This window comes from Silvibacterium bohemicum (assembly GCF_001006305.1).
GTDB classification, from domain to species: Bacteria; Acidobacteriota; Terriglobia; order Terriglobales; family Acidobacteriaceae; genus Silvibacterium; species Silvibacterium bohemicum.
In genome coordinates, this window is the sequence record NZ_LBHJ01000002.1 from 216,238 (window position 1) to 237,669 (window position 21,432).

General features: G+C 58.7%; 25 protein-coding genes. 6 read left to right on the forward strand and 19 right to left on the reverse strand.

The genetic code is table 11. The features are described 5' to 3' along the window. Positions 1 to 12: 12 nt before the first annotated feature. Positions 13 to 531: an LPS assembly lipoprotein LptE gene (gene lptE / locus XX99_RS04825; protein WP_050058255.1), complete on the reverse strand. Its 519-nt coding sequence runs from the start codon at positions 529 to 531 to the stop codon at positions 13 to 15. Positions 532 to 937: 406 nt separating this feature from the next. On the opposite strand from lptE, the gene XX99_RS04830 reads away from it, so the two are divergent. Next, entirely contained in the window at positions 938 to 1,606 is a 669-nt protein-coding gene (locus XX99_RS04830) for a DUF4230 domain-containing protein (RefSeq protein ID WP_050058256.1), read from the forward strand. A 213-nt stretch (positions 1,607 to 1,819) separates the two neighbouring features. Beyond that, the gene (gene kdsA, locus XX99_RS04835) at positions 1,820 to 2,635 is read left to right on the forward strand and encodes a 3-deoxy-8-phosphooctulonate synthase (protein WP_050058257.1); all 816 of its coding nucleotides are present in this window, start codon (positions 1,820 to 1,822) and stop codon (positions 2,633 to 2,635) included. Positions 2,636 to 2,720: 85 nt separating this feature from the next. Here kdsA and XX99_RS04840 read toward each other — a convergent pair whose 3' ends face one another. Beyond that, positions 2,721 to 3,803, reverse strand: a complete 1,083-nt coding sequence (locus XX99_RS04840; protein ID WP_156185802.1) for a hypothetical protein — start codon at positions 3,801 to 3,803, stop codon at positions 2,721 to 2,723. Beyond that, a complete protein-coding gene (locus XX99_RS04845) occupies positions 3,796 to 4,341 on the reverse strand; it encodes a hypothetical protein (RefSeq protein WP_050058259.1) in 546 nt (181 codons plus the stop codon). The genes XX99_RS04840 and XX99_RS04845 overlap by 8 nt, the downstream gene beginning before the upstream one ends. A gap of 672 nt (positions 4,342 to 5,013) precedes the next feature. Between XX99_RS04845 and XX99_RS04850 the strand changes: the two genes are divergently transcribed. Beyond that, entirely contained in the window at positions 5,014 to 5,268 is a 255-nt protein-coding gene (locus tag XX99_RS04850) for a hypothetical protein (RefSeq protein WP_156185803.1), read from the forward strand. Between the two features lie 77 nt (positions 5,269 to 5,345). Here XX99_RS04850 and frr read toward each other — a convergent pair whose 3' ends face one another. The 7 genes from frr to XX99_RS04885 all read right to left on the reverse strand — a co-directional run bounded on the left by frr (position 5,346) and on the right by XX99_RS04885 (position 9,424). Then, positions 5,346 to 5,933, reverse strand: a complete 588-nt coding sequence (frr, locus tag XX99_RS04855) for a ribosome recycling factor (RefSeq protein ID WP_050058261.1) — start codon at positions 5,931 to 5,933, stop codon at positions 5,346 to 5,348. Between the two features lie 59 nt (positions 5,934 to 5,992). Beyond that, positions 5,993 to 6,919 carry a lipoyl synthase gene (lipA, locus tag XX99_RS04860; RefSeq protein WP_050058262.1) on the reverse strand — a complete coding sequence of 309 codons (927 nt, stop codon included), beginning with the start codon at positions 6,917 to 6,919 and terminating at the stop codon, positions 5,993 to 5,995. 194 nt (positions 6,920 to 7,113) lie between these two features. Continuing rightward, positions 7,114 to 7,731 (reverse strand): hypothetical protein, encoded by a 618-nt coding sequence (locus XX99_RS04865; protein WP_184085140.1) that lies wholly within the window; start codon positions 7,729 to 7,731, stop codon positions 7,114 to 7,116. Between the two features lie 155 nt (positions 7,732 to 7,886). After that, positions 7,887 to 8,291 carry a helix-turn-helix domain-containing protein gene (locus tag XX99_RS04870; protein WP_050058264.1) on the reverse strand — a complete coding sequence of 135 codons (405 nt, stop codon included), beginning with the start codon at positions 8,289 to 8,291 and terminating at the stop codon, positions 7,887 to 7,889. Next, the gene (locus tag XX99_RS04875) at positions 8,288 to 8,617 is read right to left on the reverse strand and encodes a type II toxin-antitoxin system HigB family toxin (protein ID WP_050058265.1); all 330 of its coding nucleotides are present in this window, start codon (positions 8,615 to 8,617) and stop codon (positions 8,288 to 8,290) included. Before XX99_RS04875 ends, XX99_RS04870 begins: the two co-directional genes overlap by 4 nt. A gap of 52 nt (positions 8,618 to 8,669) precedes the next feature. Further along, positions 8,670 to 9,068 (reverse strand): DUF2127 domain-containing protein, encoded by a 399-nt coding sequence (locus XX99_RS04880; protein ID WP_050058266.1) that lies wholly within the window; start codon positions 9,066 to 9,068, stop codon positions 8,670 to 8,672. Next, positions 9,065 to 9,424: a c-type cytochrome gene (locus XX99_RS04885; protein WP_050058267.1), complete on the reverse strand. Its 360-nt coding sequence runs from the start codon at positions 9,422 to 9,424 to the stop codon at positions 9,065 to 9,067. Before XX99_RS04885 ends, XX99_RS04880 begins: the two co-directional genes overlap by 4 nt. Positions 9,425 to 9,560: 136 nt before the next feature. Here XX99_RS04885 and XX99_RS04890 point away from each other — a divergent pair, with 136 nt between their 5' ends. Continuing rightward, complete coding sequence (locus tag XX99_RS04890) at positions 9,561 to 10,022, forward strand: hypothetical protein (protein ID WP_231581155.1); 462 nt, start codon at positions 9,561 to 9,563, stop codon at positions 10,020 to 10,022. Between the two features lie 49 nt (positions 10,023 to 10,071). Here the strand turns inward: XX99_RS04890 and dacB are convergent, their stop codons facing one another. Continuing rightward, the gene (gene dacB / locus XX99_RS04895) at positions 10,072 to 11,763 is read right to left on the reverse strand and encodes a D-alanyl-D-alanine carboxypeptidase/D-alanyl-D-alanine endopeptidase (protein ID WP_184085138.1); all 1,692 of its coding nucleotides are present in this window, start codon (positions 11,761 to 11,763) and stop codon (positions 10,072 to 10,074) included. A gap of 46 nt (positions 11,764 to 11,809) precedes the next feature. Here dacB and folP point away from each other — a divergent pair, with 46 nt between their 5' ends. Together folP and XX99_RS04905 are read left to right on the forward strand one after the other, a co-directional pair. Then, on the forward strand, positions 11,810 to 12,703 hold the full coding sequence (folP, locus tag XX99_RS04900; protein ID WP_050058269.1) for a dihydropteroate synthase: 894 nt from the start codon (positions 11,810 to 11,812) through the stop codon (positions 12,701 to 12,703). A gap of 95 nt (positions 12,704 to 12,798) precedes the next feature. Further along, positions 12,799 to 13,797, forward strand: a complete 999-nt coding sequence (locus XX99_RS04905) for a proline iminopeptidase-family hydrolase (protein WP_184085136.1) — start codon at positions 12,799 to 12,801, stop codon at positions 13,795 to 13,797. 166 nt (positions 13,798 to 13,963) lie between these two features. Here XX99_RS04905 and rplT read toward each other — a convergent pair whose 3' ends face one another. From rplT to cysS, 8 genes are all read right to left on the reverse strand, one after another. Beyond that, on the reverse strand, positions 13,964 to 14,335 hold the full coding sequence (rplT, locus tag XX99_RS04910) for a 50S ribosomal protein L20 (protein ID WP_050058271.1): 372 nt from the start codon (positions 14,333 to 14,335) through the stop codon (positions 13,964 to 13,966). A 250-nt stretch (positions 14,336 to 14,585) separates the two neighbouring features. Beyond that, positions 14,586 to 14,783, reverse strand: coding sequence for a 50S ribosomal protein L35 (gene rpmI / locus XX99_RS04915; RefSeq protein ID WP_050058272.1), 198 nt, complete (start codon positions 14,781 to 14,783; stop codon positions 14,586 to 14,588). A gap of 284 nt (positions 14,784 to 15,067) precedes the next feature. Next, a complete protein-coding gene (rpoD, locus tag XX99_RS04920) occupies positions 15,068 to 16,753 on the reverse strand; it encodes an RNA polymerase sigma factor RpoD (RefSeq protein ID WP_050058419.1) in 1,686 nt (561 codons plus the stop codon). Positions 16,754 to 17,043: 290 nt separating this feature from the next. Continuing rightward, positions 17,044 to 17,217: a hypothetical protein gene (locus XX99_RS27080; RefSeq protein WP_156185804.1), complete on the reverse strand. Its 174-nt coding sequence runs from the start codon at positions 17,215 to 17,217 to the stop codon at positions 17,044 to 17,046. A 103-nt stretch (positions 17,218 to 17,320) separates the two neighbouring features. Further along, entirely contained in the window at positions 17,321 to 19,096 is a 1,776-nt protein-coding gene (gene dnaG / locus XX99_RS04925) for a DNA primase (RefSeq protein WP_050058273.1), read from the reverse strand. 15 nt (positions 19,097 to 19,111) lie between these two features. Further along, the gene (locus XX99_RS04930; protein WP_050058274.1) at positions 19,112 to 19,531 is read right to left on the reverse strand and encodes a type II toxin-antitoxin system VapC family toxin; all 420 of its coding nucleotides are present in this window, start codon (positions 19,529 to 19,531) and stop codon (positions 19,112 to 19,114) included. Beyond that, positions 19,531 to 19,773, reverse strand: a complete 243-nt coding sequence (locus XX99_RS04935; protein ID WP_050058275.1) for a hypothetical protein — start codon at positions 19,771 to 19,773, stop codon at positions 19,531 to 19,533. The genes XX99_RS04930 and XX99_RS04935 overlap by 1 nt, the downstream gene beginning before the upstream one ends. A 116-nt stretch (positions 19,774 to 19,889) precedes the next feature. Next, entirely contained in the window at positions 19,890 to 21,368 is a 1,479-nt protein-coding gene (cysS, locus tag XX99_RS04940; RefSeq protein ID WP_050058276.1) for a cysteine--tRNA ligase, read from the reverse strand. Positions 21,369 to 21,432: the final 64 nt, after the last annotated feature.

Genomic DNA, 21,432 nt, shown 5'->3' on the forward strand with positions numbered 1-21,432 from the left:
TCTCGCGTGACATCAGAAGGACTCCAGAATATCGGAGACGACTCCCTGCGCAAAGTCGCGAGAGAGGCGCTGCGCTGCCGCGGGATCTTCCTGGATAAACGTCACCAGGTCCTGGGTCGTCTCGTACTGCTGGCGAAAGAGGTAATTGGAATTCTGGTAGAGCGTCTTGTGGTTGCGATCGAGAAGAACGATCCGCGCCTTCACCGTGATCTCGAAGCTCGACGACTGGCCGGTCTGCGAATTGTAGGTGAGCGGGAGCACCTGGTAGCTGGTGATGGTTCCCTGCAAGGTCGCATCCGCATCATCGCCGCTCGAGACCAGATGGTAGGAGGTCCGGCTGGAAAACTCCTTCACTATTGCCTGGGTGAACGCCACTTCTAGATGGTAGGACTGCGTAGCATTCTGGAAGACCGGGACCGCCAGCGTGTGAACGCTGTTCGGCAGGTGAGCCGCCGATCCCGCGGTGTGATAACCGCAGCCGGCAACGGAGAGAACGAGAGCGGAGAAAGCGGCAACCAACGCACGACGCATGCAGATCCATTGTCTCAGAGGCGAGGGCCTGAAGGAGGAGCGAAGCCGGAGTGACCGCTACCCGGCAGGCACTTTTCTTTGATTCGAAGCACATCCGGCACCTTATTCGGCGCGCAGTGATTGCATCGGATTCAAACGGGCGGCGCGCCAGGCCGGTATCGCGCACACTAACCCTGCAACCGCGGCCAGGAGCAATGCTGCTCCCGCGAAAACCTGTGTGTCCAATGGGCTCGCCCCGTAGAGCATGCTGCGAATCAGACGGACGGCAAAGAATCCCGAGCCTAGTCCCAGCAAAAGCCCCGCACACTGGACGCAAGCCGTTCATCAACACCATCTGCACAATCTATGGGAAGAGAAAATATTCGAGCGAACCAGCATGAGGCGTTCGTCTAACATCCAAGCAGGAATGACGCCCGTAACCATAGCTCCCGAGCGACTTCCCCAACGCCGGCGGATCGGCGCAGGCACGATTCTGCTCGCTATCTTTCTCGGCCTGCTTATCGGAGCCGGGGCTCTGGCGATCTTTGTGCGCGAAGCCACCTTCGGCATCTGGGATAAAGTCGCGACCAGGGTCACGGGCCGTGCCCTCAGCATCGACACCTCGCAGCCCACCATCGTCGATAAAATTCAGCGGCTGGCGCGCCTTGAGTCCGTGACTTACTCGATGGACAAGATGGTCGAGGGTGACCGGACCAGCGCCATTCTGCCTGACTTTCTGGTAGGAGACAAGCTCCTGCTCAACGTCCATGGCCAGGCGGTTGCCGGCATCGATCTGAGCCAGTTGAAGTCCTCCGACGTTGTGGTTCGCGGAAGATCGGTGACCGTGCATCTGCCTCCGGCACAGATCTTCATCGTTGCTCTCGACGACAGCAAGACCCGCGTCTTCTCTCGCGCAACCGGCTTCTTTGTGCAGGCCGATCCAAATCTGGAGACAGAGGTCCGCGCCAAGGCCGAAGAGCAGCTGCGCGAATCCGCGCAGGCCGGCGGCATTTTGCAGACAGCCCATCAAAACGCCGCCTCGACTCTGACCAAGCTGCTTCTCAGCCTGGGTTTCGAACAGGTCCGGGTGGATTAAGTCAATTTGATTATGACCAGCCGTCCCAGCTCTCGTCCTCAGGAGCCGTTGTTCTTGTATCTATGAAGGATCGACAGTTTAGGTAGAGACTGTTGAGGTGGGGGAGCACTTTGTATTGCTCCCCCGCGGGCGTACGGCTGAGCGTAGCGAAGAATCTCAGCAGGGCTATGTATCTGTCTCGACCTATGCTTCCGTTGTGATTCAATTGAAGATGTGAATCAAGCATTTGAAATCGGCCCGGTCCGCGTCGGCGGCGGCCAACTCTTTCTCATCGCCGGACCTTGTGTCATTGAGTCCGAGGCTCACGTTCGCAAGATGGCCGATGCCATTCAGCGCATCACCTCCGACCTCGGCGTTCCGTACATCTTCAAAGCCTCGTATGACAAGGCCAACCGCACGTCGGTGAAGAGCTTTCGTGGTCCGGGGATCAAAGAAGGAGTCGCGATTTTGCGCCGGCTTGCCGAGTCGACCGGACTGCCTGTCCTGACCGATGTGCACGAACCCGGGCATTGCGAAATCGTGGCCCAAGGCGTCGATGTGTTGCAGATTCCAGCCTTCCTCTGCCGCCAGACGGATCTCTTGGTCGCTGCAGCCAAAACCGGCCGCGCCATCAACGTGAAGAAGGGCCAGTTTGTCGCTCCCTGGGACATGAAACACGCGGTCGAGAAGGTCACGGAGAGCGGCAACGATCATGTCTTTCTCACCGAGCGTGGAACCACCTTCGGCTACAACAACCTCGTCGTCGACATGCGTTCCCTCGCCATCATGCGCAAGCTCGCGCCGGTCGTTTTCGACGGAACCCACTCCGTACAAACGCCCTCGGCCGCCAATGGAGTCTCCGGAGGCCAGCCGGAATTCATTCCACTCCTCGCACGCGCCGCGGTTGCCGCCGGAGTGGACGGAGTCTTTCTTGAGGTGCACGACAATCCCGCGGAGGCCAAGTCGGACGGCGCCAATGCGCTGCATCTCGACAAGCTGAAGGGTGTTTTGGAGATCCTGCTTGCCGTTCACGGAGTGGTTGCAGGCTAACAAAACACCGTTTTTGAAACGACCGCATTTTACGGCTCCGCTCCTTTAGAACCGCGCGCCTGCGCTGAACCATTTCCAGAATCATTTATGCAATCAATTGGGATCTTTCTTCTGGCGCATCGGCTCGAACTGCATGCAGCCTCGAGAGTGCTCCAACGACGCAGGCAGCCAAGGTTGCAGGAACGACTGCATAGCTGTAGACAAGATAGGGGCCCTCGAATCCTATCGCGGCGTAGGCCTGCAAGCCGAGGGCGAGAATGGCGACGCATCCGATATCTCGAAAAGCGATGCCGAAATGCGGCGCACTTGTTCTGCGGATGTAATATCCGGCCATTGTCACGCACGCTGTCTCAGCACATAGGAAAAGTCCACGTCTGTCGGTGAGGATCACGTAAAGGCTTCGTCCGGCCTTCCGCTGGGCCTGGTAGGCCATGTGCCTGTGGAAGAGCTCAAGATGCTGGAAAACAAGAATCGCTTCCGCGGCAATCGCGGCGGCCACCAAAACAAGAATCGTAATCTCTACCGTGCGTATCCTCTTGGAGTCGCCAGCCGAAAAGAGCGCTCCTTGGGGCGTTGTCCATCGCAAAGTCACCAATCCGGCGAGATACATCGTCAGGCTGATGGAGAGCGCTGGATGTACGAGTAGTGAAAAGGCCAGCAGGGATACAGCCGGCAAATATCTGCCATACGTATGCAACAGAATTGCCAGCGCGTAGAGAAGGAAGATCAGGCTTTCCATGCGAACCGCGTTGGCCGTATAGATTGTCGCGGGAGAAATCAGGATGAGCGCGCAAAGCGTCGCGATCGCGCGGGACCGCAAGATCCGAGCCGATGCTGCTACGAGAATTGTCGCCGCCAGCGCCGTCGTCGCCTGGCTCAGTGTCCGCGCTGTCTCCATGGTGGGACCAAAGAGGCGGAAAAAAAGCGCGTTCCAAAAATAGAACGCGTGGGGAACCCAATAGATGCCGTCCGGCGCATTGAGGACCAGCAGTCGGAAGTTGCCATGAAGCGCGAAGTTCCAGGCCGGCAGGAAGAAAGTTGCGTCGTCTTCATTGGGTAACGTAAAGGTGAGTTGATTAACTCTGGCGAGAAAGAAGATCGCGAAAAAAGTAGTCAGAAGGGCGCCGAGAAAGAATCTCCTTCGCGTCGGACCGGGCAAACTAATCACCAGAGGGTACTCCGACGGGCTCGGAGCAACCGCGTTTCCGATAGACGGTGAAACCGAACTTCCGGTCTGGAGACGACCATCGCCGCAGGATCGATACCCGTGTCGCGACGGGACCCAGTTCGGCGCCGACAACTCCGGGAAGCCAGGAACTCAAATGCTGTTCTTTCACAATTAAAGAGGAACACTGTGCTGTTTCATCGACGTTGAGCGGCGTCACCGGAGTGGGTCGTACCGGCTGGCATCGCGTATTCCAGAATCCGGCGTTCACAATGTAAGGCAGCGCCACGTCGAGATCATCAAAATAGATCTTGCGGATAACTCCGGAAGAACAATCGCCCGAAAGCTCCGTTTCAAGGGCGGTTTGGAACAACATAATGCTATGGGCTACCTGCACATGCTGGCCGTCGAAGATAGTTGATGCGCCGATGCGACGCCCGGCCGTCCATTGCGCGAGAATGAACGCAACGATCAGTGCAGCGCTATAGCTCTTGATCCTGCCGCGACGGTATCCGATGGCTCCGTGGGTGGCAGCTGTCATAGTCAATATCCTCTCTACTTCGTTTTTGGGCGAAGCTCCGCCTTCCGCGTAATTTGCTGCAGGGAGAGGTAGCGACTGCATTCCGCCGGCTCAGAGGGAACCATGCCGGAGGGAAAAGTGCGAGTCCTAAGCTGGAATAACTGCTAGTCCTAAGTTGGAATAACTCGGATGTGCACGCAAGTATTCACAATGCCCGATTGAAGGGGGCGCAGTACTGGCGCATTTTCCTATCACTGTGTCCTTTTAAAGATTCGCTAAGTGCAGCGTTTCCAGGCGGAAAACTGCGTAAAGCGTCTCACTCCGGTTTACATGTGTAGGAAAAATGCTTGAAGAGCTGTGAGGAGATCGTGCCGGTGCTTGCGGTCTTGGCGTAAGTGTACAGGCACTTATGAAATTGATTCAAGTTAATCTCGCCAAGAATTTTTCGGCCAGTAATCTAGCCCGTTCTCTTTTCCAGAAAGATAGAAGACCTTTATGCAGGCGCTTTCTTTTTCGTGATAGATGCGGGCTGTTACACACATTTGATGTGGATGACTCGTGAGGGTGAGGCTACACTGAAGGAGTTGTAGTGCATCTGATCAAGAGTGGCATGGACACTCTGAATCGCAGAATTCTACCTTAGTCTGTCTTTTCGCCAACGCCAAAGGGGGAATTGGAATGCAAGTTTTATGCGTGGCAACCAACGAATCAGCCGACGTGATCTGTGAGGTCTGCGGCCACCAGTACAAGCTCTATTTTGCGCGGCCGTCGCGGACGGAGCGTGCTGAAGCCATAGCCAAGGTGACTGAAGCGCTCGCGGAGCATCATGCTCAGGGCGATGACCAGTCGGTGCATCCCGCGAAGCCATTCAATGTGCCGGAGTGGTCGGGACGCGCGGAGTGGTCCGCGGCTGCCCTGCTGGGCGGCGCCCCCACGCTGGCTGCCTAGAGCTGTGTGAGCCCACGCCTTTTGTGAGCCCACGTCTCATGGCGAGACGTGGGGCATCCGCAAGCCTCTGGCGCAGGTCAGACCTGCATGACCTCGGCTTCCTTCTTCTTCGACATCTCTTCCATCCGCTTAATCTCTTCGTCGGTCAGCTTCTGCATCTCTTCGAGCGAGCGTTTTTCTTCGTCGGCGGAGATGAGCTTGTCCTTCGCAGCCTTCTTGATGGCGTCATTCCCATCGCGGCGGATATTGCGGATGCCGGTCCGGTGATCCTCTAAGACCTTGTTCAGGTGCTTCACTACCTCGCGCCGGCGCTCCTCGGTCATGGGCGGCACGGGGATGCGGACGACCTTGCCGTCATTCTGCGGATTGAACTTAAGGTCCGATACGCGCAGGGCTTTTTCGATCTCGCCGATCAGACCGGTGTCCCAGGGCTGAACCAGAATCATGTTGGCATCCGGTGTCGTGATCTGGCCCACCTGGCTGAGCGGCGTTGGCGTGCCATAGTAGTCGACGCGGATCTGGTCCAGCATCTGGACCGAAGCGCGTCCCGTGCGCGTCGAGGCAAGGTTGGCCTGGAAATCGACGACCGCCTTCTCCATGCGCGTCTTGAGCTGCTGGTAGGTGTCTTTGAGCGCGGGGATACCCGCCATTACTGGTGGCGCCATGTGGTCTTCATCCTTCTGGTGCGGTGTTCAAAAGGAGATTGTAAACGCCTGCCCCATCGCTAGACCAATAGCCGGGCGCTGCTCGCACCCGCCGCATCCGCCTGTTCCTGCGCGTGGTAGGACGAGCGAACCAGCGGGCCCGACTCCACATGCTTGAAACCCATGCGCAGCGCTTCGTCTTTCATGTGGGCAAACTCATCAGGGGTGTAGTAGCGGGTCATGGGCAGATGGTCCTTCGATGGCCGCAGATACTGGCCGATCGTCAACACATCCGTCCCGACATTGGCCAGGTCGCGGTAGACATCGAGCAGCTCGTGCATCTCTTCGCCCAGACCGACCATGACTCCGGACTTGGTGACGACGGTGGAATCGACCTGCTTTGAAAATTCCAGCAGGCGCAGCGTCCTCTCGTAGCGCGCTCCCGACCGTACCGCGCGATAGAGGCGAGGGACCGACTCGGTATTGTGGTTCAGAATCTCGGGATGCGCATCGACCACGATCTTGATGGCGTCTTCGCGGCCCTGGAAGTCGGGGATGAGCACCTCGACCTGGCATCCGGGAGCCTGCTTGCGAATCTCTTCGATGACCATGGCGAAGGCGCGCGCTCCGCCGAGAACATCGTCATCGCGATTCACGCTGGTGATGACGGCGAACTTCAGATCCAGAGCGGCCACGGCCTCAGCCACACGGCGCGGCTCGTCGAAATCGATGGCATCGGGACGGCCCTTGGGCACGGCGCAGAATCCGCAGCGGCGCGTGCAGAGATTGCCCAGCATCATGAAGGTCGCGGTCTTGTGGTTCCAACACTCGCCGATGTTGGGGCAGTGAGCCGATTCGCAGACCGTGTGCAGGTTCAGGTCGCGCGCCAGCTTCTTCAGATTATGGTAATTGTCGCCAACCGGCGCACGCGCCTTCAGCCACTCGGGCTTGGAGACAGGACGCTTCGGCGCCAGGTCAATCTGGACGAGTTCGGGGCTTGTGGCCATGAGCTTTTATTGTAAATGGCCGGGTGAAAGCCATGAAAACGCGAAACTCCGGGTGCCCCACATCTCGATGCTGAGATGTGGGATTCCACAGGCGCCATCATAACAACGGATCAGGCGCCGAAGGCGCAATTGCCCGGACGGCCAGTCCTGCCCACATCTCGTCTTTTAGATGTGGGACTGCTCGAGGATCAACGTCAAGCAGGCAATGGCTCAACCCGGCCAATCGCGATTGCCAGCGTGACGAAGTCATCTGACGGGCCGAATTGAAAGGCTGTCGGCTCCCCGTTGTCGTCGACCTCGAAGTTGATGAAGCCGGAGCCAACGCCGTTCGGGAACTGGCCATCGCCTGTCCCGCGCGTATCTTCGAAGTGCGGCTGGTCGGCGGAGTCGTAGACGCGGACCACGAAGATACCCGAGCTCTCTTTGACCGGAGTGTCCGCGACAAAGAAGACATGCCCGGTGTCTTCCCCCACCTCGATCTGCGGGACTCGCCATGCGACGATATCTCCGCGCCGCGCGTCTTGTAGGAAATCGATTCTGTGCCATCCTCCCGTGGATTCCGGTGTAAGCGAGGCGAAGAAATCGTAATACTCAAAGGCGCGCGGGCGAGGTTGATTTGCTTCTACCGGAATCATCGAGTAGTAGGTAGGCGCAAGTGCCTCAAGAACAAAACCGACAAAGCTGTTGCAATCGCAGTCGTAAGTTCCAGCGTCGGCATTGATCTCTTCGTCGTACTGGTAATCCGTTTGCACGAGGTTGTTAACGATGGACTCGGCTTGCGCAGCCAGCTCTGCGGGCAATGAATTAGGCATGGGGGTCACCGGGCGCGATTCTAGCATCGATTCATCCGGAGACTAAGCACATTCACTGGAGTGCACTGTAACTGGTGCGGCGAGTTATCGAACCAGCTGAGAACCGGGAAGCTCCGCAGCCTCACGACCGCTGTGAGGCTGCGTGAATGGCGGCTTCAGCCGCGGCCCGCAATAAATACGTCGATAGGCATCTTGAACCGCGCGCTTAACCTCCGCATCTGCTCGAGGGTAAGTTTCCGTTGCCTGGATAAGAACATCGACACGGCACTCTCCGATCCGAACTGTGGGATCAGATCGCGTTGTGTCAGGCTCTGCTTCTCGATAAGGAAACGCACGACGGAGACCGGATCGGCTGCGGGAATGGCGTAGTGTTCCTGTTCGTATCGTTCGATCAAGAGGGTGAGCAGCTCGACCGCCTCCCGCTCCGACAGCGACGGGTGCTCCAGGGCGGTGAGATCGAAGAGCGCAGCCGTGTAAGCTTCCAACTCCTCGTCGTTGTGAATGACGCGGGGAGCGCCTCGGGCAATCATCTTGGCCGGATTGGCGAGGAGTGTGCTCATTTTGTGGCGAATCTCTTATCCCAGTTGCGGGGGTTGTCGTACTGCTTGTGTGTTAAGAAGGATCGGATGTAAACATGCCCCTGTGTCTGGCTTTCCTTCGTTGATTTCGCGTAGTGAATCACGGTGATGAGCCGATACCTGTTCTGCCGGATGTTGAAGACAACGTAGCCCTCAACGGAATCGGCGTCTGTGAACATCGCCCTGAGCTCGACAAAGTTATGCCATCGGACCGCCTCGACGATCGCCGCCCACGCGGCTATTTCGTCTGCTGCATCCGGGTAGCAATCGATTGCCTCGCGCAGGTGCCTGCGCGTCACGATATGCACATGCCTATTCTACTTCACGTATTGTGAAGTAGGGCTGTTTTCTTTTTCGGTATCACTTCACCCGCTCCAGCACCTCAGGCCGGATCAGGTAGAGGAAGAAGATCAGGTTCACCACCACCATCACGATCATCGGACCCTGGTGCATGCGGATGAGCATCCAGGTTCCGTAGCAGAGAGAGAGAAAGGTGGCGGCGAGGGTGAGCGCCCATCCCCAGCGGCGCAGCTTGAGTAGGCCGTTGGCGGCGATGGCCAGGATGACGCAGATGACCATCACGCCAGGAGGCAGGTGGTGCGTGATCACGCCGATAAGGCCAAGGCCGCAGAGGGCGAGCATCCAGAGACAGATGACGGCCATGCCCGGGAGCAGGCCCGAGGCCGGTGCGGGCTTTGCGGGTTCGGCGCCGGCCGGTGTGTCGGGCTTCTCTGATCCGGACTTATCTGACTCAGTCATAGGCTATGAAGATAGGCAAGCAGGTCGTCGAGCTGCTGGTCGTCAAGATTATTTCCGAAGGCTGGCATCATGTTGCGGCCCCGCAGGATCACTGCCGTCACGCGTTCGTCGTTCGCTGGAGCTCCGCTGGGGAGAAATTTCTTCTTGTAAAGCCCCTGCAAGCCCGGGCCGTGCAGGGAGTTTTCGTTATTGGCATAATGGCAGCCGGCGCAGCGCGAGGCAAAGAGGTGGTATCCAGCGGTCTGCTGCGGGGTGAGTTCGCTGAGCGGCGTGGATGGTGGCAGCGACGGTCGGCATCCGGTGGCCAAGGCGAGCAGAAGGGCTGAAGCAGGAATCAATTTGCGCGAGAGGCTCAACGGAATGTTCCTATCCTAAATCAGCGCGCATTCCGCTGCCGATCAGGCTTGAGGACCGGCCCCGCTGATCCCCGGCCCTCCGGCCGTTCCCATTGCCGGAATTGCCGAGAACCCCCACCGGTGTCATCCTTGGGGAATGAAGCGAGAAACGTCATTCTGCATCGCGGCGGCCTTGTTGCTGGCCAGCTGGGTATCTCTCTCGGCACAGGAACTGGGATACTGGCGTCCGGCGAGCAAGACAGCGCAGTCGATTACCGGCGAAATCGCCATATCGGACGCGAAGCTATCGATCAACTTCTACAATTTCAACATCGTTCGCGCCCGCGATCTCGAGCCCGCCGAGGTAAGCTCGGTTTTCGATACGGACAGCGCCGCGAGTCAAAAGGGCCACCTCTACGGACTGAGCATCCCTGCGACGAAGAAATTCCTGCACAAGACCACTCTCTGTGGAACAGAAGATACGCGATGGATGGTGGCTTACTCCGACGGGAACTCCTTGCAGCTCGCCTTTTTCTCCGGTGCCAGAGCCCCTGTCTTCACTGTGGACGCAATCCAGAACTCAACCAGCCTCTGCGGCACGTTTAACTACGTACGTTGATCCGGCATCGCGACCGAAACGCCGTCTTATCGGGTGCGCCCGCAATGAATCAATTTGCGGCGGCAATGGCGGCGACGATCTTATCCATGGCCACGCGAGCAGCCTCTCCGCCCGGAGCGCGGTCGTTGCACAGGATGGAAAACGCGAAGGTCTTGCCGCTCGCAGCGGTCAGGTATCCGCTGAGACCGTGGACTTCAGCGAGTGTGCCGGTCTTGGCGAAGACTTTTCCTCTAAGCGCGGGATCGGTGAAGCGCCCAGCCAGCGATCCATCCACGCCGCCCACGGGCAGGCTGGCGCGGTAGGTCGCACCCCAGGGCTGACGCGCAGCGAACGCCAGCAGGCGCGTGAACGCCCGCGGCGTGACGAGATCCTGCGGCGAGAGGCCCGATCCATCAAAGAAAATAAAGTCGCCCGGATCGACGGCCGGTCCCGCTGTGCCCGTAAGGAATTGCCTTACCACGCGCAAACCCTGCGCGGTCGATCCGTCGCCGCCTTCGAGCCGGCCCAGGATGTGCAGATAAAGCTCGGCATGCAGGTTCTGGCTGACTTTGTTGGTCACGACGACATCCTGCTCGAAGGGAATCGAGACATGCGAGGCAAGAACCCGCATGCCATTCGCCGGCGGCTGAATGGTAGCAAGCGTAAGAGGATGCAGCGCGACCGGCTGATTCACCTCGGCGCGGAAATCTTCCGTGTCGGTCGAGAGCCGATGCGCGGCGCGGGCGTTGCCCTTGATCTCGATGCCATGGGCGAGCAGCATCTGGCGAAGCGCGATGGCTGCGTACTCGGCGGGATCTTCGATAGCCAGCGCGACGTGCAGCCCGTTTTGATTTGCGGCCCCCCCGTTTTGATTTACCGCTCCCCTGTTTTGATTTATTGCCCCAAAGAGGCGCACAACTTTGGAGCCCGCGGGACGGTCGATTCCAGCGCCTTCAGCCTGTGTTCCGGGCACAATCTGCAGCGAATTCTCCAGCGTGTAGTACGGAGTGTCGGGATTCCAAGCAGGCGGCTGTCCATTCCCCGACACGCTGAGATAAACGACATTGTCGTTCACGGAGAGCGCGGAGACAGGCGCTCCGTAACTCCAGTCGAGATCGTCCCACGCCCAGCCTGAGCCGTAAGGCTGCCAGGGAAACCATGTATCGTCGCCGATAATGTCACCGTCAATGCTACGAATTCCGCTGGCGGCAATCTGATCGGCAATCCCTTGCAGTGCCATCAGTGGAGGATTGGGCCGCTCCGTCTTCTCGGCGTAAGGATAGCTGCGCCCCGACAGGGTGGGATCTCCGGAACCAAGCAACACTACGTCGCCATGCAGATGACCGGCGCCATCCGTGCCTCCCGCGGTGACCGCAGACGTGGTGTAAGTCGCGTTGGGAGGCAGCAGAGCGAGCGCCGCAGCCGTCACCAGCAATTTCGCATTCGATGCTGGCGCAAAGAACTGGCCGTCGTTCAGGCCGTAGACCGCCGCGCCATCCGCGCCAACGACCGAGATGCCCCAGTGCGCTCTAGCAACGGCTGGCTCGGAGACGATGGCGTCGATCTGCGCGGCGAGAGCACCCGGCTTCATCTTCTGAACCGCAACCTTGGGATGACGCGTGGCCGCATTCAGTGCCGATGGGATGAGAAGGAAGCTTATCGTGACAGAGGCGGCGATAAGCATGACGCAGAAAGCTTTGCGGCCTCCCATCTTTGGTGAGACCGCGGCCCGAAGAGCGGAGCACTGGATTGGGAGGAGCATGGGGGAGGAGGATTTCATCTTTGCGCGGAGTGTAGCATGATGTTCGATGGCCTTTGCATCTCGCGATCTGTATCAGTGGCAGTTGCGCACCCGCCGCCTTGAGCTCGGCAAGCGCACATTGATTATGGGCGTGCTCAATGTCACACCCGATTCGTTCTCCGACGGCAATCTTTTTCTTTCTCCTGAAGCGGCGACGGCCCAGGCCCTGGCCATGCTGAACGAGGGCGCGGACATCATCGACATCGGCGGTGAGTCGACGCGGCCAGGACAGTATGAGCAGGTGCCGGCTGAGGAAGAGCAGCAGCGCGTGCTTCCAGTGCTCGCGGCGATTTTGCAGGAGCGTCCCAGCGCCGTGATTTCCATCGATACCTACAAGGCTGCAACCGCGCGGCTGGCGGTGGAAGCCGGCGCCGAGATCGTCAACGACATCAGCGCCTTCGGATGGGATGAAGCAATGACGTCGACCTGTGTTGATCTGAAATGCGGCGTGGTGCTCATGCACACCCGTGGACGTTCGGCGGAGTGGCGCTCGCTCCTCGGTCTCCACCATGACGAAGTGCTGCCGCTGGTAAAGCACGAGCTGGCCGCGAGTCTGAAAATGGCGCTCGATTCAGGTGTCGAGCGCAGCCGCATCGCTCTCGATCCCGGCTATGGCTTCGGCAAATCCTTCGATGAGAACTATCCTCTGCTGGCGCGCCAGAACGAGCTCAGTTCGCTGGGCCAGCCGCTGCTGGCGGGGGTCTCGCGCAAATCGTTTCTGGGCCGCAAGCTCGCCGATCTGCACGGTGGTTCCGATGCCCCAATGGAGGCGCGCGCCAATGCCACCATCGCCGCATCGGTAGCCGCAATCCTGGCCGGTGCCCACATGATCCGCGTCCACGAGGTGGAGCCGGCAGTGGAGGCGGCGAGGATCGCAGACGCTGTTCTAGCCGCGGTCTGATTCCCTCTCAAAATCCAAGTCCCAAAATCGGGACCTGGCGCACCCGCAATTCAGGATGTTGTGTGACGGCGATGGTGCCGTATCATTCTGGCACCATGACAAATCGACTCCGCTTCGCCGTTGCGATTGCCGTCCTTCTTCTTGGGCCTTTTTCTCTCGCGCAAAAACATCGCGCTGTCTCGGCGAGCGCGGTCTATCCCATTGAAGAGGGCTACGTCGATGCGCATGGCGTGATGATCTACTACACCACCATCGGACGCGGCTCTCCGCTGATGATCGTCCATGGCGGTCCGGGAGCATCGCACGATTACTTCCTGCCTTACCTGCTGCCTCTTGCGCGGACCAACAAGCTGATCTTCATCGATGAGCGTGGATCGGGGCGCTCTCAGAAGCTCGAAGACGTGAAGCAATACACGGTCGAGAACATGGCCGCCGATGTCGAAGCCGTCCGCGTGGAACTGGGTCTGAACAAAATCAGCCTGCTCGGTCACTCCTATGGCGGTGTGCTGGCGCAGGCGTATGCACTGAAGTATCCCGAGCATCTCTCTCATCTCGTCCTGGCCAGCACCTTTGCCAGCACCAAAGAGATGAATCAGGTATTGGCGAAGATCAAGAGCCAGATGCCGCCCGGAAAGCTGGCTTTGACCAACGCCATTGAGAAGGCTGGCCTCTTCGGCAAGGGCGCAGCGTGGGAACACGGCCGCTATCCCGACACCTACGCCACGCTGGCCTGGGGCGATGGATACTTCCCCAAGCTCTACGGCGCGCGGCCCGATCCCAACTACGATCCTCAGGCCCAGAACACGACGACAGCATGGGATCTCTACCGCGAGATGTGGGGATCGCACGGTGAGTTCGTCATCGACGGTAATTTGACCAGCGTCGAGTATCTCGACAAGCTGCCGGCGATCAAAGTGCCGACCCTGATCCTCGCCGGCGATCACGACGAGTGCGATCCCGCGATGTCGAAAGAGATGAACGCGAAGATCAAAGGATCGAAGCTGGTGATCCTGCCCAACAGCGGCCACATGGCCTTCGTCGACCAGCAGAATCTCTGGAACAAGACGGTGGCGGAGTTCGTGAACGGCAAATAGCCTTACTTCCTCACGCCGCAGGATGGGGAGTCTGGGCGACCCATTCTTTTCCATCGAGGCGGTTGGCGGCTCGACCGTAACGTCGAAGTCCTTCACCATCGCGTGGCAACAGCAAAAGGAAAAGGGCGCGATCGCTCGCGCCCTCTCTGTATTTCGTGTAACTGAACTAAGCTGCGGCGGTGGTGTCCAGCACGGCCTTGGCCTGTCCCACCAGGGCGGTAAAGCCGGTTGGGTCGTTCACGGCGATGTCGGCGAGCATCTTGCGGTCTAACTCCACACCGGCCGCCTTCAATCCATGAATGAGCTGCGAGTAGCTGATGCCGTTGATCTTGGCTGCGGCGTTGATGCGCACAATCCAGAGCGAGCGATACTGGCGCTTCTTCTGTTTGCGGCCGCTGTAGGCGAACTTCAGTCCGCGCTCGACGGCTTCCTGCGCTGCCTGGTAGAGCTTGGATTTTGTAAGAAAGTAACCGCTGGCGCGCTTCAGGATCTTTTTGCGGCGGTCATTGCGTTTTGTTCCACGTTTTACGCGGGGCATAGCTTATCTCTCCATTTTAGGTTCGCCGTCGTGGGAATTTAGGTCCCCAGCTACGTGAACGGGTTTAGCGGCTGGAGGCAGGAGCTTGCGCTGTCACCTCTTCACTCGCCTTCTTACTTCCTGATCGCTCGGGCTCTACTCCGCCGGATTTTCATCCGGTGAGCGTGAACCCGGGGGCCAATGCTGCCGGCCCTTGTTCCTTGATTCGCCGCGCTCCGTCAAGACTTCGCGCGGTGCGGCAAAGAACAGATCAAGCGTAGGGAATCATGCGCGCAACCTTCGCGTAGTCGGCGTCCGAAACCAGCGTGCTGTGAGCCAGCTTGCGCTTGGTCTTGGTTTCCTTCGACGTAAGGATATGGCGCATCTTGGACTGGCCGCGGACGATTTTGCCCGTGCCGGTCTTCTTGAAGCGCTTTGCGGCGCCCTTGTGGGTCTTTAATTTAGGCATGGTTATCCTGCTTGAAACATACGTACTTACAACATCAACCAGTATACGGGAACAGGTACGGATTGGCCAGTTCTATCCCGCATCGGTTTTCCGTCGGGTGCCCCATGTCTCGCTTTTGAGACATGGGGTTTCTCGCGCAAAGTACTTCTACCGGCCGATCCCGTATTCCTGTTCAGCACATGTCGAGACTTTTCCTTCAGGACAATGTGTAAAAAAGTTTGCGATCGAAGTCACGAGCAAGAAAAAGGCCGCCCTTTCAGGCGGCCTCTTTTTGCTTCTTAGCTTTACTCCATCACCGAATCGACAAACGCCTTCAATTTGCGCGAACGCGAGGGGTGACGCAGCTTGCGCAGCGCCTTCGCCTCGATCTGACGAATGCGCTCACGCGTTACCTGGAAGCTCTGTCCTACCTCTTCCAGCGTGTGTTCGGAGCCGTCTTCGAGTCCGAAGCGCATCTTGATGACGCGCTCTTCACGCGGGGTCAGGGTGCGCAGAACCTGCGAGGTGTATTCCTTCAGGTTCACGCTGATTACGGCATCGGAAGGCGATACGGCCTGGCGGTCTTCGATAAAGTCGCCGAGGTGCGAATCCTCTTCTTCGCCGATGGGCGTTTCGAGCGAGATAGGCTCCTGTGCGATCTTCAGCACCTTGCGGACCTTGGCCACGGGAATATCCATGCGCCGTGCGATCTCTTCGGAGGTAGGTTCGCGGCCCAGCTCCTGCACCAGCTGACGCGACGTGCGGATCAGCTTGTTGATGGTCTCGATCATGTGCACCGGGATACGAATCGTGCGGGCCTGGTCCGCGATGGCGCGGGTAATGGCCTGACGAATCCACCACGTTGCGTAGGTCGAGAATTTGTAACCGCGACGGTACTCGAATTTATCCACGGCCTTCATCAGGCCGATATTGCCTTCCTGAATCAGGTCGAGGAACTGCAGTCCGCGGTTGGTGTACTTCTTGGCGATCGAGACCACGAGGCGAAGGTTGGCTTCAATCAGCTCCCGCTTCGCGTGCTCGGCGTCCATGTCGCCCTGGATCATCTCGCGCTGGGTGCGCTTCAGCTCGGCAATGGAGACGCCGGCTTCCTGCTCCAGCTTTTCGAGATCCGTTTTGCAGTTTTTCTGCTGGCGGCGGTATTCCTTCTTGAGCTCTTCGCTCTTGGACTGATCGAACTTCTGGTCCAGGGTGCGAATCTGGCGCTCGAGCGTGCGCATTACGTCGACAGTCTTATTCAGCTTGTCGAGCAGGCGCTTGCGTTCGGCGTTGGTGTACTTGAGCTCGCGGACGATGCGCGAAACGTATACCTTCTCGCGCGCAATGGCCCAGCGCGTCTTGCGATGTTCCTTGGCCTTCGCCTTCGAATTAATGGTTTCGAGCTTTTCTTCGAAGCCAGCCGATTTTTTCTGGTGCTTGACCAGCGCGTCGATCTTGTTGACGGTCTGGCGGACGCGCGCCTGCAGCACTTCTTCCGTGATCTCTTCCTCGTCGAAGATGACCACTTCTTTTACGTTGCGAACGCCGCGCTTGAGGTCTTCGCCCAGGCCGACGATCTCGCGGATCACGATGGGCGACCGCGAAATCGCCTTCATCACGCGCAACTGGCCGCGCTCGATGCGCTTGGCGATTTCAACTTCGCCCTCGCGCGTCAACAGCGGCACGGTGCCCATCTCGCGCAAATACATGCGGACGGGGTCGTTGGTCTTTTCCAGTGTTCCGGGGGTCAGATCGAGTTCGACGTCTTCGCCGTCCTCGCTCTCGCTATCGAAAGCGTCGCCACCCTTGGGGCCGCCTTCAAGCAGGTCGATGCCCTGCGTTCCAATGGTCGTAATCAGATCGTCCAGGTCATCCGGGGAATGCATATCTCCCGGGAGAAGATCATTGACCTCACCGTAGGTCAGATATCCCTTCTCTTTTCCTGTATCGATCAATTTCTCGATATCTTCTTCGTATTTGTCTTCTATGGCCAAGCGCGTCTTGTCTCCCGCGTCGATTTGTTCGGATCTGTCTGCTTGATCGGACGAATGTGCGGTCGAGGCCAAATAAGGCGTTATCCCGGTGCGAATTCAATGTCGCTGGGCAGAAGGCGCACGTCCACCAAAGACTTTCAGGATATCACGATACCTGGCCTAAACTGCTATAATTCCGGGCTTTCCGGGCCGCATTCCTGAGTATTTTGGACAGATCCCTTAATTCTTAGATGTGGAAAACGTCGAATCGTTTCATTCACACAAAAATCCGTTCGTTACGTCGGATTTCGCTAGCGGGAAGAAATGGAGTAGACCAGAAAACCCACCATCCCGAAGGCCCCAACGATACAAACCAGGAGAAAGCCGCCAATAACCAGGTTCGCCAGCCTTTCCTTCCCCGGTTCGGGGCGTGTGATCCCGAAAGTGGCAATGAAGGTTTCGGTGAGATAGGCGAGAAGTTTCACTGACTTCCTTACCGGCAGGAGAGCCTGCGCTGATTCTAAAAGGGGACTTTAGCAGATTTGACCGTCGCCATAGAACAGATACAGCTTTTCCTGAACGGCGTCTTCAGTCGAGGTCGCGCAGCTTCCGAGTAACATCCTGGGATCGCAGGGTTAGCTGCACGACCTCTTCGATCTGTCCCCGCCGTTCGGCTTCTTGAAGAGCGCCTCGCAGGCTGCGCTGCTCCTGCTCCAGAGAGGCGCGACGGACGGTCATGACTGCCTCCTCGACGTGATTTACCTCGGGATCGGCGCCATGCACGGAGACAAAAATCCCGGCCAGCAGCTGGCGGTGGGACTGCTCAGCCAGGCACTGCATAGGGTCCGCGCCATCGGCGCGGGCGCGGAGGCAGTTTACGACCTCGTGGACGTCGGAGCGCATCTTGCCGAAGTCTGCTTCGTGGCTGCGATAAGCTGCCTCGGCCACGCGATAAATCTCGCTCGAATGCGGCGCCGAAAAGGCCTGGAGCAGAATCTGCTCGAACCGGGTCAGCGGCGAGGCCGCAGGCGTGGCCATAAAATCCCGGCGTTTGTTGGCCGCCTGCTTCAGCTCCTCGCGGACCAGCGCAGAGTCGATATCCAGCTTCTGAGCGGCATCAGTGGCAAATTCATTGCGTCCGATGGAGTTGGGCATGCGCCGGATGTGCGGCAGCAGAAAGTTCAATGCCTTAATCTTGTTCTCTGGCGTGCGCGGCGGAAAGAGCTGACGGGCGCGGTCGATCAGATAGTCCTGATGGCGGCGTGCCCCGCGCAGAGCAGCCATGTACTCCTTGGCGCCGTGATCGCGAATGTAGCGATCTGGATCTAGACCGCCTTCGAGAGTGACCACCTTCACCTCGAAGCCCTCTTCGGTAAGCAGCGAAAGCGATTTCTCGGCGGCATTGGCTCCCGCAGTATCGGGATCGAAGTTGACGATGACGCGGGTGGTATAGCGGCTGAGCAGGCGAACCTGGGCCTCTGTGAACGCCGTCCCGCTGGTGGCGAGGACATTCGTTATCCCGGCGAGATAAGCCGAGATGCAGTCCATCTGGCCCTCGACCAGCAGGGCAAAGTTGGCTTCACGGATAGGCTGGCGCGCCTTGTCCAGATTGAAGAGCACGTTTCCCTTCGTGTAGAGCGGCGTCTCCGGCGAGTTCATATACTTCGGGCCGGCCTTGTCGCCGCTTTCCAACGCTCGTGCAGTGAACGCAATCACTTTTCCCGATTCGTTGGCGATAGGGAAGGTAATACGCTTGCGAAATTTGGAGTAAAGCGGACCGGGCTTGCCGTCTTCCTGCTCCTTAAACGAAAACAGGCCAGAGAGACGCAGGGCTTCCGGATCGGCGATCGATTGCAAGCGCTCCCGCAGCGCATGGAAGGACTCGGGTGCATAGCCGATGCGGAACTTCGTGATGCCTTCCTCGGCCATGCCGCGTCCTGCCAGATATTCGCGGGCCAGTGCGCCCTCGGGGGTTTTCAGCTGCTGCTCGAACCAGGCCGTAGCAACCTCATGCAGCTCGATCAGCTTGCCCCGCTGCCGGCTCTCGGCAGCCTCTTCCGGAGAAGAGAACTCACGCTTGGGCAGCGGGATACCGCACTTCACGGCGATAGTCTTCACGGCTTCGGGAAAGCTGACGTTCTCGATCTTCTGGATGAAGGTGAAGACATCGCCCGATTGCCCGCAGCCAAAGCAGTGAAAGAACTGCCGTCCGGCGTGAACGGAAAACGACGGCGTCTTCTCACCATGAAACGGACAAAGCCCGCTGAAGTTCTGCGCTCCCGCCTTTTTCAGGCGCACGTATTCGCCGATAATCTTGACGATGTCGGCCTGCTGCTTAACGGTCTGGGCGAAGTTGTCGGCCATCAGTGGCGAAGCTGCTTAAGGCTTTTGCCCAAGAAGGAAAACACCCTCCAGCGGCGCGGCAGCTACCAGGTGCTTATCCAGTGTTGCGAGCGGAAGTCGCTTGCGTTTCGCCAATTCCAGGTAAGCGGCATCGTAGGCAGTAAGTCCGTACTGCGAGATGAATGGCAGCAGCTTCAAACCAGTATATGGATCATTCTGATCGTCGATTCGGATGGCGAGCCTGCCCAAGCGCTGCAGGAAGTTTTCCGCCTGCGTGTAGCTCATGCGTCCACGACGAACACTGCTGGCCAGCGGGTTCGTCACCTCGTATGGCCAGAGAGCGGGAACTTCGGCGTGTGTGAAGGCTAGCTCCCGCAAAATTGCTTCGGTCTCTTGGGTCTTTTCATCCTCGAAGCACCAGCTCATGGTCATCGAGGCATCGAGCACGAAGGGCATCAGTAATCGTGCCCATCGTGGATCAGCTCCTGCAATTCGGTGCCGCCCAGGGAGAGTCCCTGCTCGCGGCTAAAAGAAAGCATGGATTCCACCGCCTGCTTGCGCTCTTGCGCCGCCAGGTCATTCAACGTGGAATGCTGCTCGATAATCTGCTCTACATAGAGCGCAACATCCAGCCCCCGAGACTGAGCCTCGGCTGCGATCTGCGATTCCACTTCGGGACGTAATTGAAGCTGAATCATGGCATGCCCCTACTAAGAACTTTAGCAGGCTGGGAGCGTTTTTCGCTCGTGCGGCCCGCGGACCATCGCGCGAAGCGAAGTGGCGCCGAAGGCGCGGATGCCTGGACGGCCAGTCCTCACTTCCGCTTCCACCGCACTCCATCCTTAGAGTCTTCGATCAGCACGCCCTTCTCTGCCAGCTCCTTGCGGATGGCATCGGCGCGGGCGAAGTTGCGGGTCTTCTTGGCCTGGGTGCGCTCGTCGACCAGCTTCTGGATCTGCTCGTCGGAGAAGCCGCGCTGCGCCAGCACTTCAGGCGACGCTTCATTCAAGCGGCCTTCGCGCTCGGCCCATTCCAGGGCGAATTTCGTCCATTCCGCGTCGTGATCTTCGAGGACGCCAAATACATGATCGAACTGCTGCAGCACCCCGAGAATCTGCGCCACGTTCTCGGCTCCCAGCGTTCCCGCGTCGATGGCTGCATTGCCGGCGCGAACCAGGTCGAAGACAGCAGCGCGGGCTTCGGCGCTGTTGAGATCGTTGGCGAGCCCTTCGATGAAGTTTTTCTCGCACTTCGCCGTCTCATCGGCAAGACTGGAATTCTCCGTCGCCGCAGCAGATGCCGAGCGGACCCGCTGCTGGAAATTCCGCAGCCGGTCGATCGCGCCTGTCTCCGCAGCCAGTCCTTCGAAAGTAAAGTTCAGCTGCTGGCGATATGGCACGGAGATCAACAGCAGACGAATCGCGGAAGCCTTGTATCCCTTGAGCAGCAGGTCGCGAAGGGTGTAGAAATTCCCCTCCGACTTCGACATCTTCTTGCCTTCCACCAGCAGAAAGCGGACGTGGAACCAGTGGCGCGCGAAGCATTGGTGCGAGGCCGATTCGGACTGCGCGATCTCGTTCTCATGGTGCGGGAACATCAGATCCTCGCCGCCGGCGTGGAGATCGATGCCGCTGCCCAGATATTCGGTGGCCATCGCCGAGCATTCGATATGCCAGCCGGGCCGCCCCGCTCCGAGCGCCGTCTCCCAGCGATATTCGCCTGGCTTGGCTGCTTTCCACAGTGCAAAGTCGCGGGCGGAATCCTTGTCGTACTCATCGACGTCGACGCGCGCGCCGTCGGTAATACCGGTGAAGTCCTTCTTCGAAAGCTTGCCGTAGCCAGGGAACTTCGCAATGCGGAAATACCACGATCCGTCTTCGGTCTTGTAGGCGCAATCCTGTTCGGCCAGCTTCTCGATGAGCCCCACCATCGACGGAATATGCTCGGTGGCGCGAGCCACAATCTCCGGCTTCTCGACATTCAAGGCGTCGAGATCCTCAAAGAAAGCCTTCTCGAAGCGCGGCGTGTACTGGCCGATGTCCACGCCCGCTGCGGCGGCGTTGCGGATGATCTTGTCGTCCACGTCGGTGATGTTCATCACGTGGCGCGGCGTCAGTCCCTGAAGCTTCAGGAAGCGGCGCAGCACGTCGACCTGCAGAAAGGTCCGGAAGTTGCCGATATGCCCGTAGTCGTAAACGGTCGGTCCGCACGCGTACATCCGGAACGACTGGCCGTCGGAGGCAGCAAGGTCTTCGATTTTTCCAGAGAGAGTATTAAAGAGTCGGATGGTCATTCGTGCGGCAGAATCGTTTCTAAGGCCTTTTTTACAATCGTAGCCGATTTTATGCCGATTTCCC

Coding starts and splice junctions, on each gene's coding strand:
- dacB (WP_184085138.1), bottom strand. CDS start 11,763: ATGCTCCTCCCAATCCAGTGCTCCGCTCTTCGGGCCGCGGTCTCACCA.
- XX99_RS04890 (WP_231581155.1), top strand. CDS start 9,561: ATGAAGCGAGAAACGTCATTCTGCATCGCGGCGGCCTTGTTGCTGGCC.
- lptE (WP_050058255.1), bottom strand. CDS start 531: ATGCGTCGTGCGTTGGTTGCCGCTTTCTCCGCTCTCGTTCTCTCCGTT.
- XX99_RS04935 (WP_050058275.1), bottom strand. CDS start 19,773: ATGATTCAGCTTCAATTACGTCCCGAAGTGGAATCGCAGATCGCAGCC.
- folP (WP_050058269.1), top strand. CDS start 11,810: ATGGCCTTTGCATCTCGCGATCTGTATCAGTGGCAGTTGCGCACCCGC.
- rplT (WP_050058271.1), bottom strand. CDS start 14,335: ATGCCCCGCGTAAAACGTGGAACAAAACGCAATGACCGCCGCAAAAAG.
- XX99_RS04865 (WP_184085140.1), bottom strand. CDS start 7,731: ATGCCTAATTCATTGCCCGCAGAGCTGGCTGCGCAAGCCGAGTCCATC.
- lipA (WP_050058262.1), bottom strand. CDS start 6,919: ATGGCCACAAGCCCCGAACTCGTCCAGATTGACCTGGCGCCGAAGCGT.
- XX99_RS04830 (WP_050058256.1), top strand. CDS start 938: ATGACGCCCGTAACCATAGCTCCCGAGCGACTTCCCCAACGCCGGCGG.
- XX99_RS04870 (WP_050058264.1), bottom strand. CDS start 8,291: ATGAGCACACTCCTCGCCAATCCGGCCAAGATGATTGCCCGAGGCGCT.
- XX99_RS04880 (WP_050058266.1), bottom strand. CDS start 9,068: ATGACTGAGTCAGATAAGTCCGGATCAGAGAAGCCCGACACACCGGCC.
- rpmI (WP_050058272.1), bottom strand. CDS start 14,783: ATGCCTAAATTAAAGACCCACAAGGGCGCCGCAAAGCGCTTCAAGAAG.
- dnaG (WP_050058273.1), bottom strand. CDS start 19,096: ATGGCCGACAACTTCGCCCAGACCGTTAAGCAGCAGGCCGACATCGTC.
- XX99_RS04905 (WP_184085136.1), top strand. CDS start 12,799: ATGACAAATCGACTCCGCTTCGCCGTTGCGATTGCCGTCCTTCTTCTT.
- XX99_RS04845 (WP_050058259.1), bottom strand. CDS start 4,341: ATGACAGCTGCCACCCACGGAGCCATCGGATACCGTCGCGGCAGGATC.
- cysS (WP_050058276.1), bottom strand. CDS start 21,368: ATGACCATCCGACTCTTTAATACTCTCTCTGGAAAAATCGAAGACCTT.
- XX99_RS04930 (WP_050058274.1), bottom strand. CDS start 19,531: ATGCCCTTCGTGCTCGATGCCTCGATGACCATGAGCTGGTGCTTCGAG.
- frr (WP_050058261.1), bottom strand. CDS start 5,933: ATGGCGCCACCAGTAATGGCGGGTATCCCCGCGCTCAAAGACACCTAC.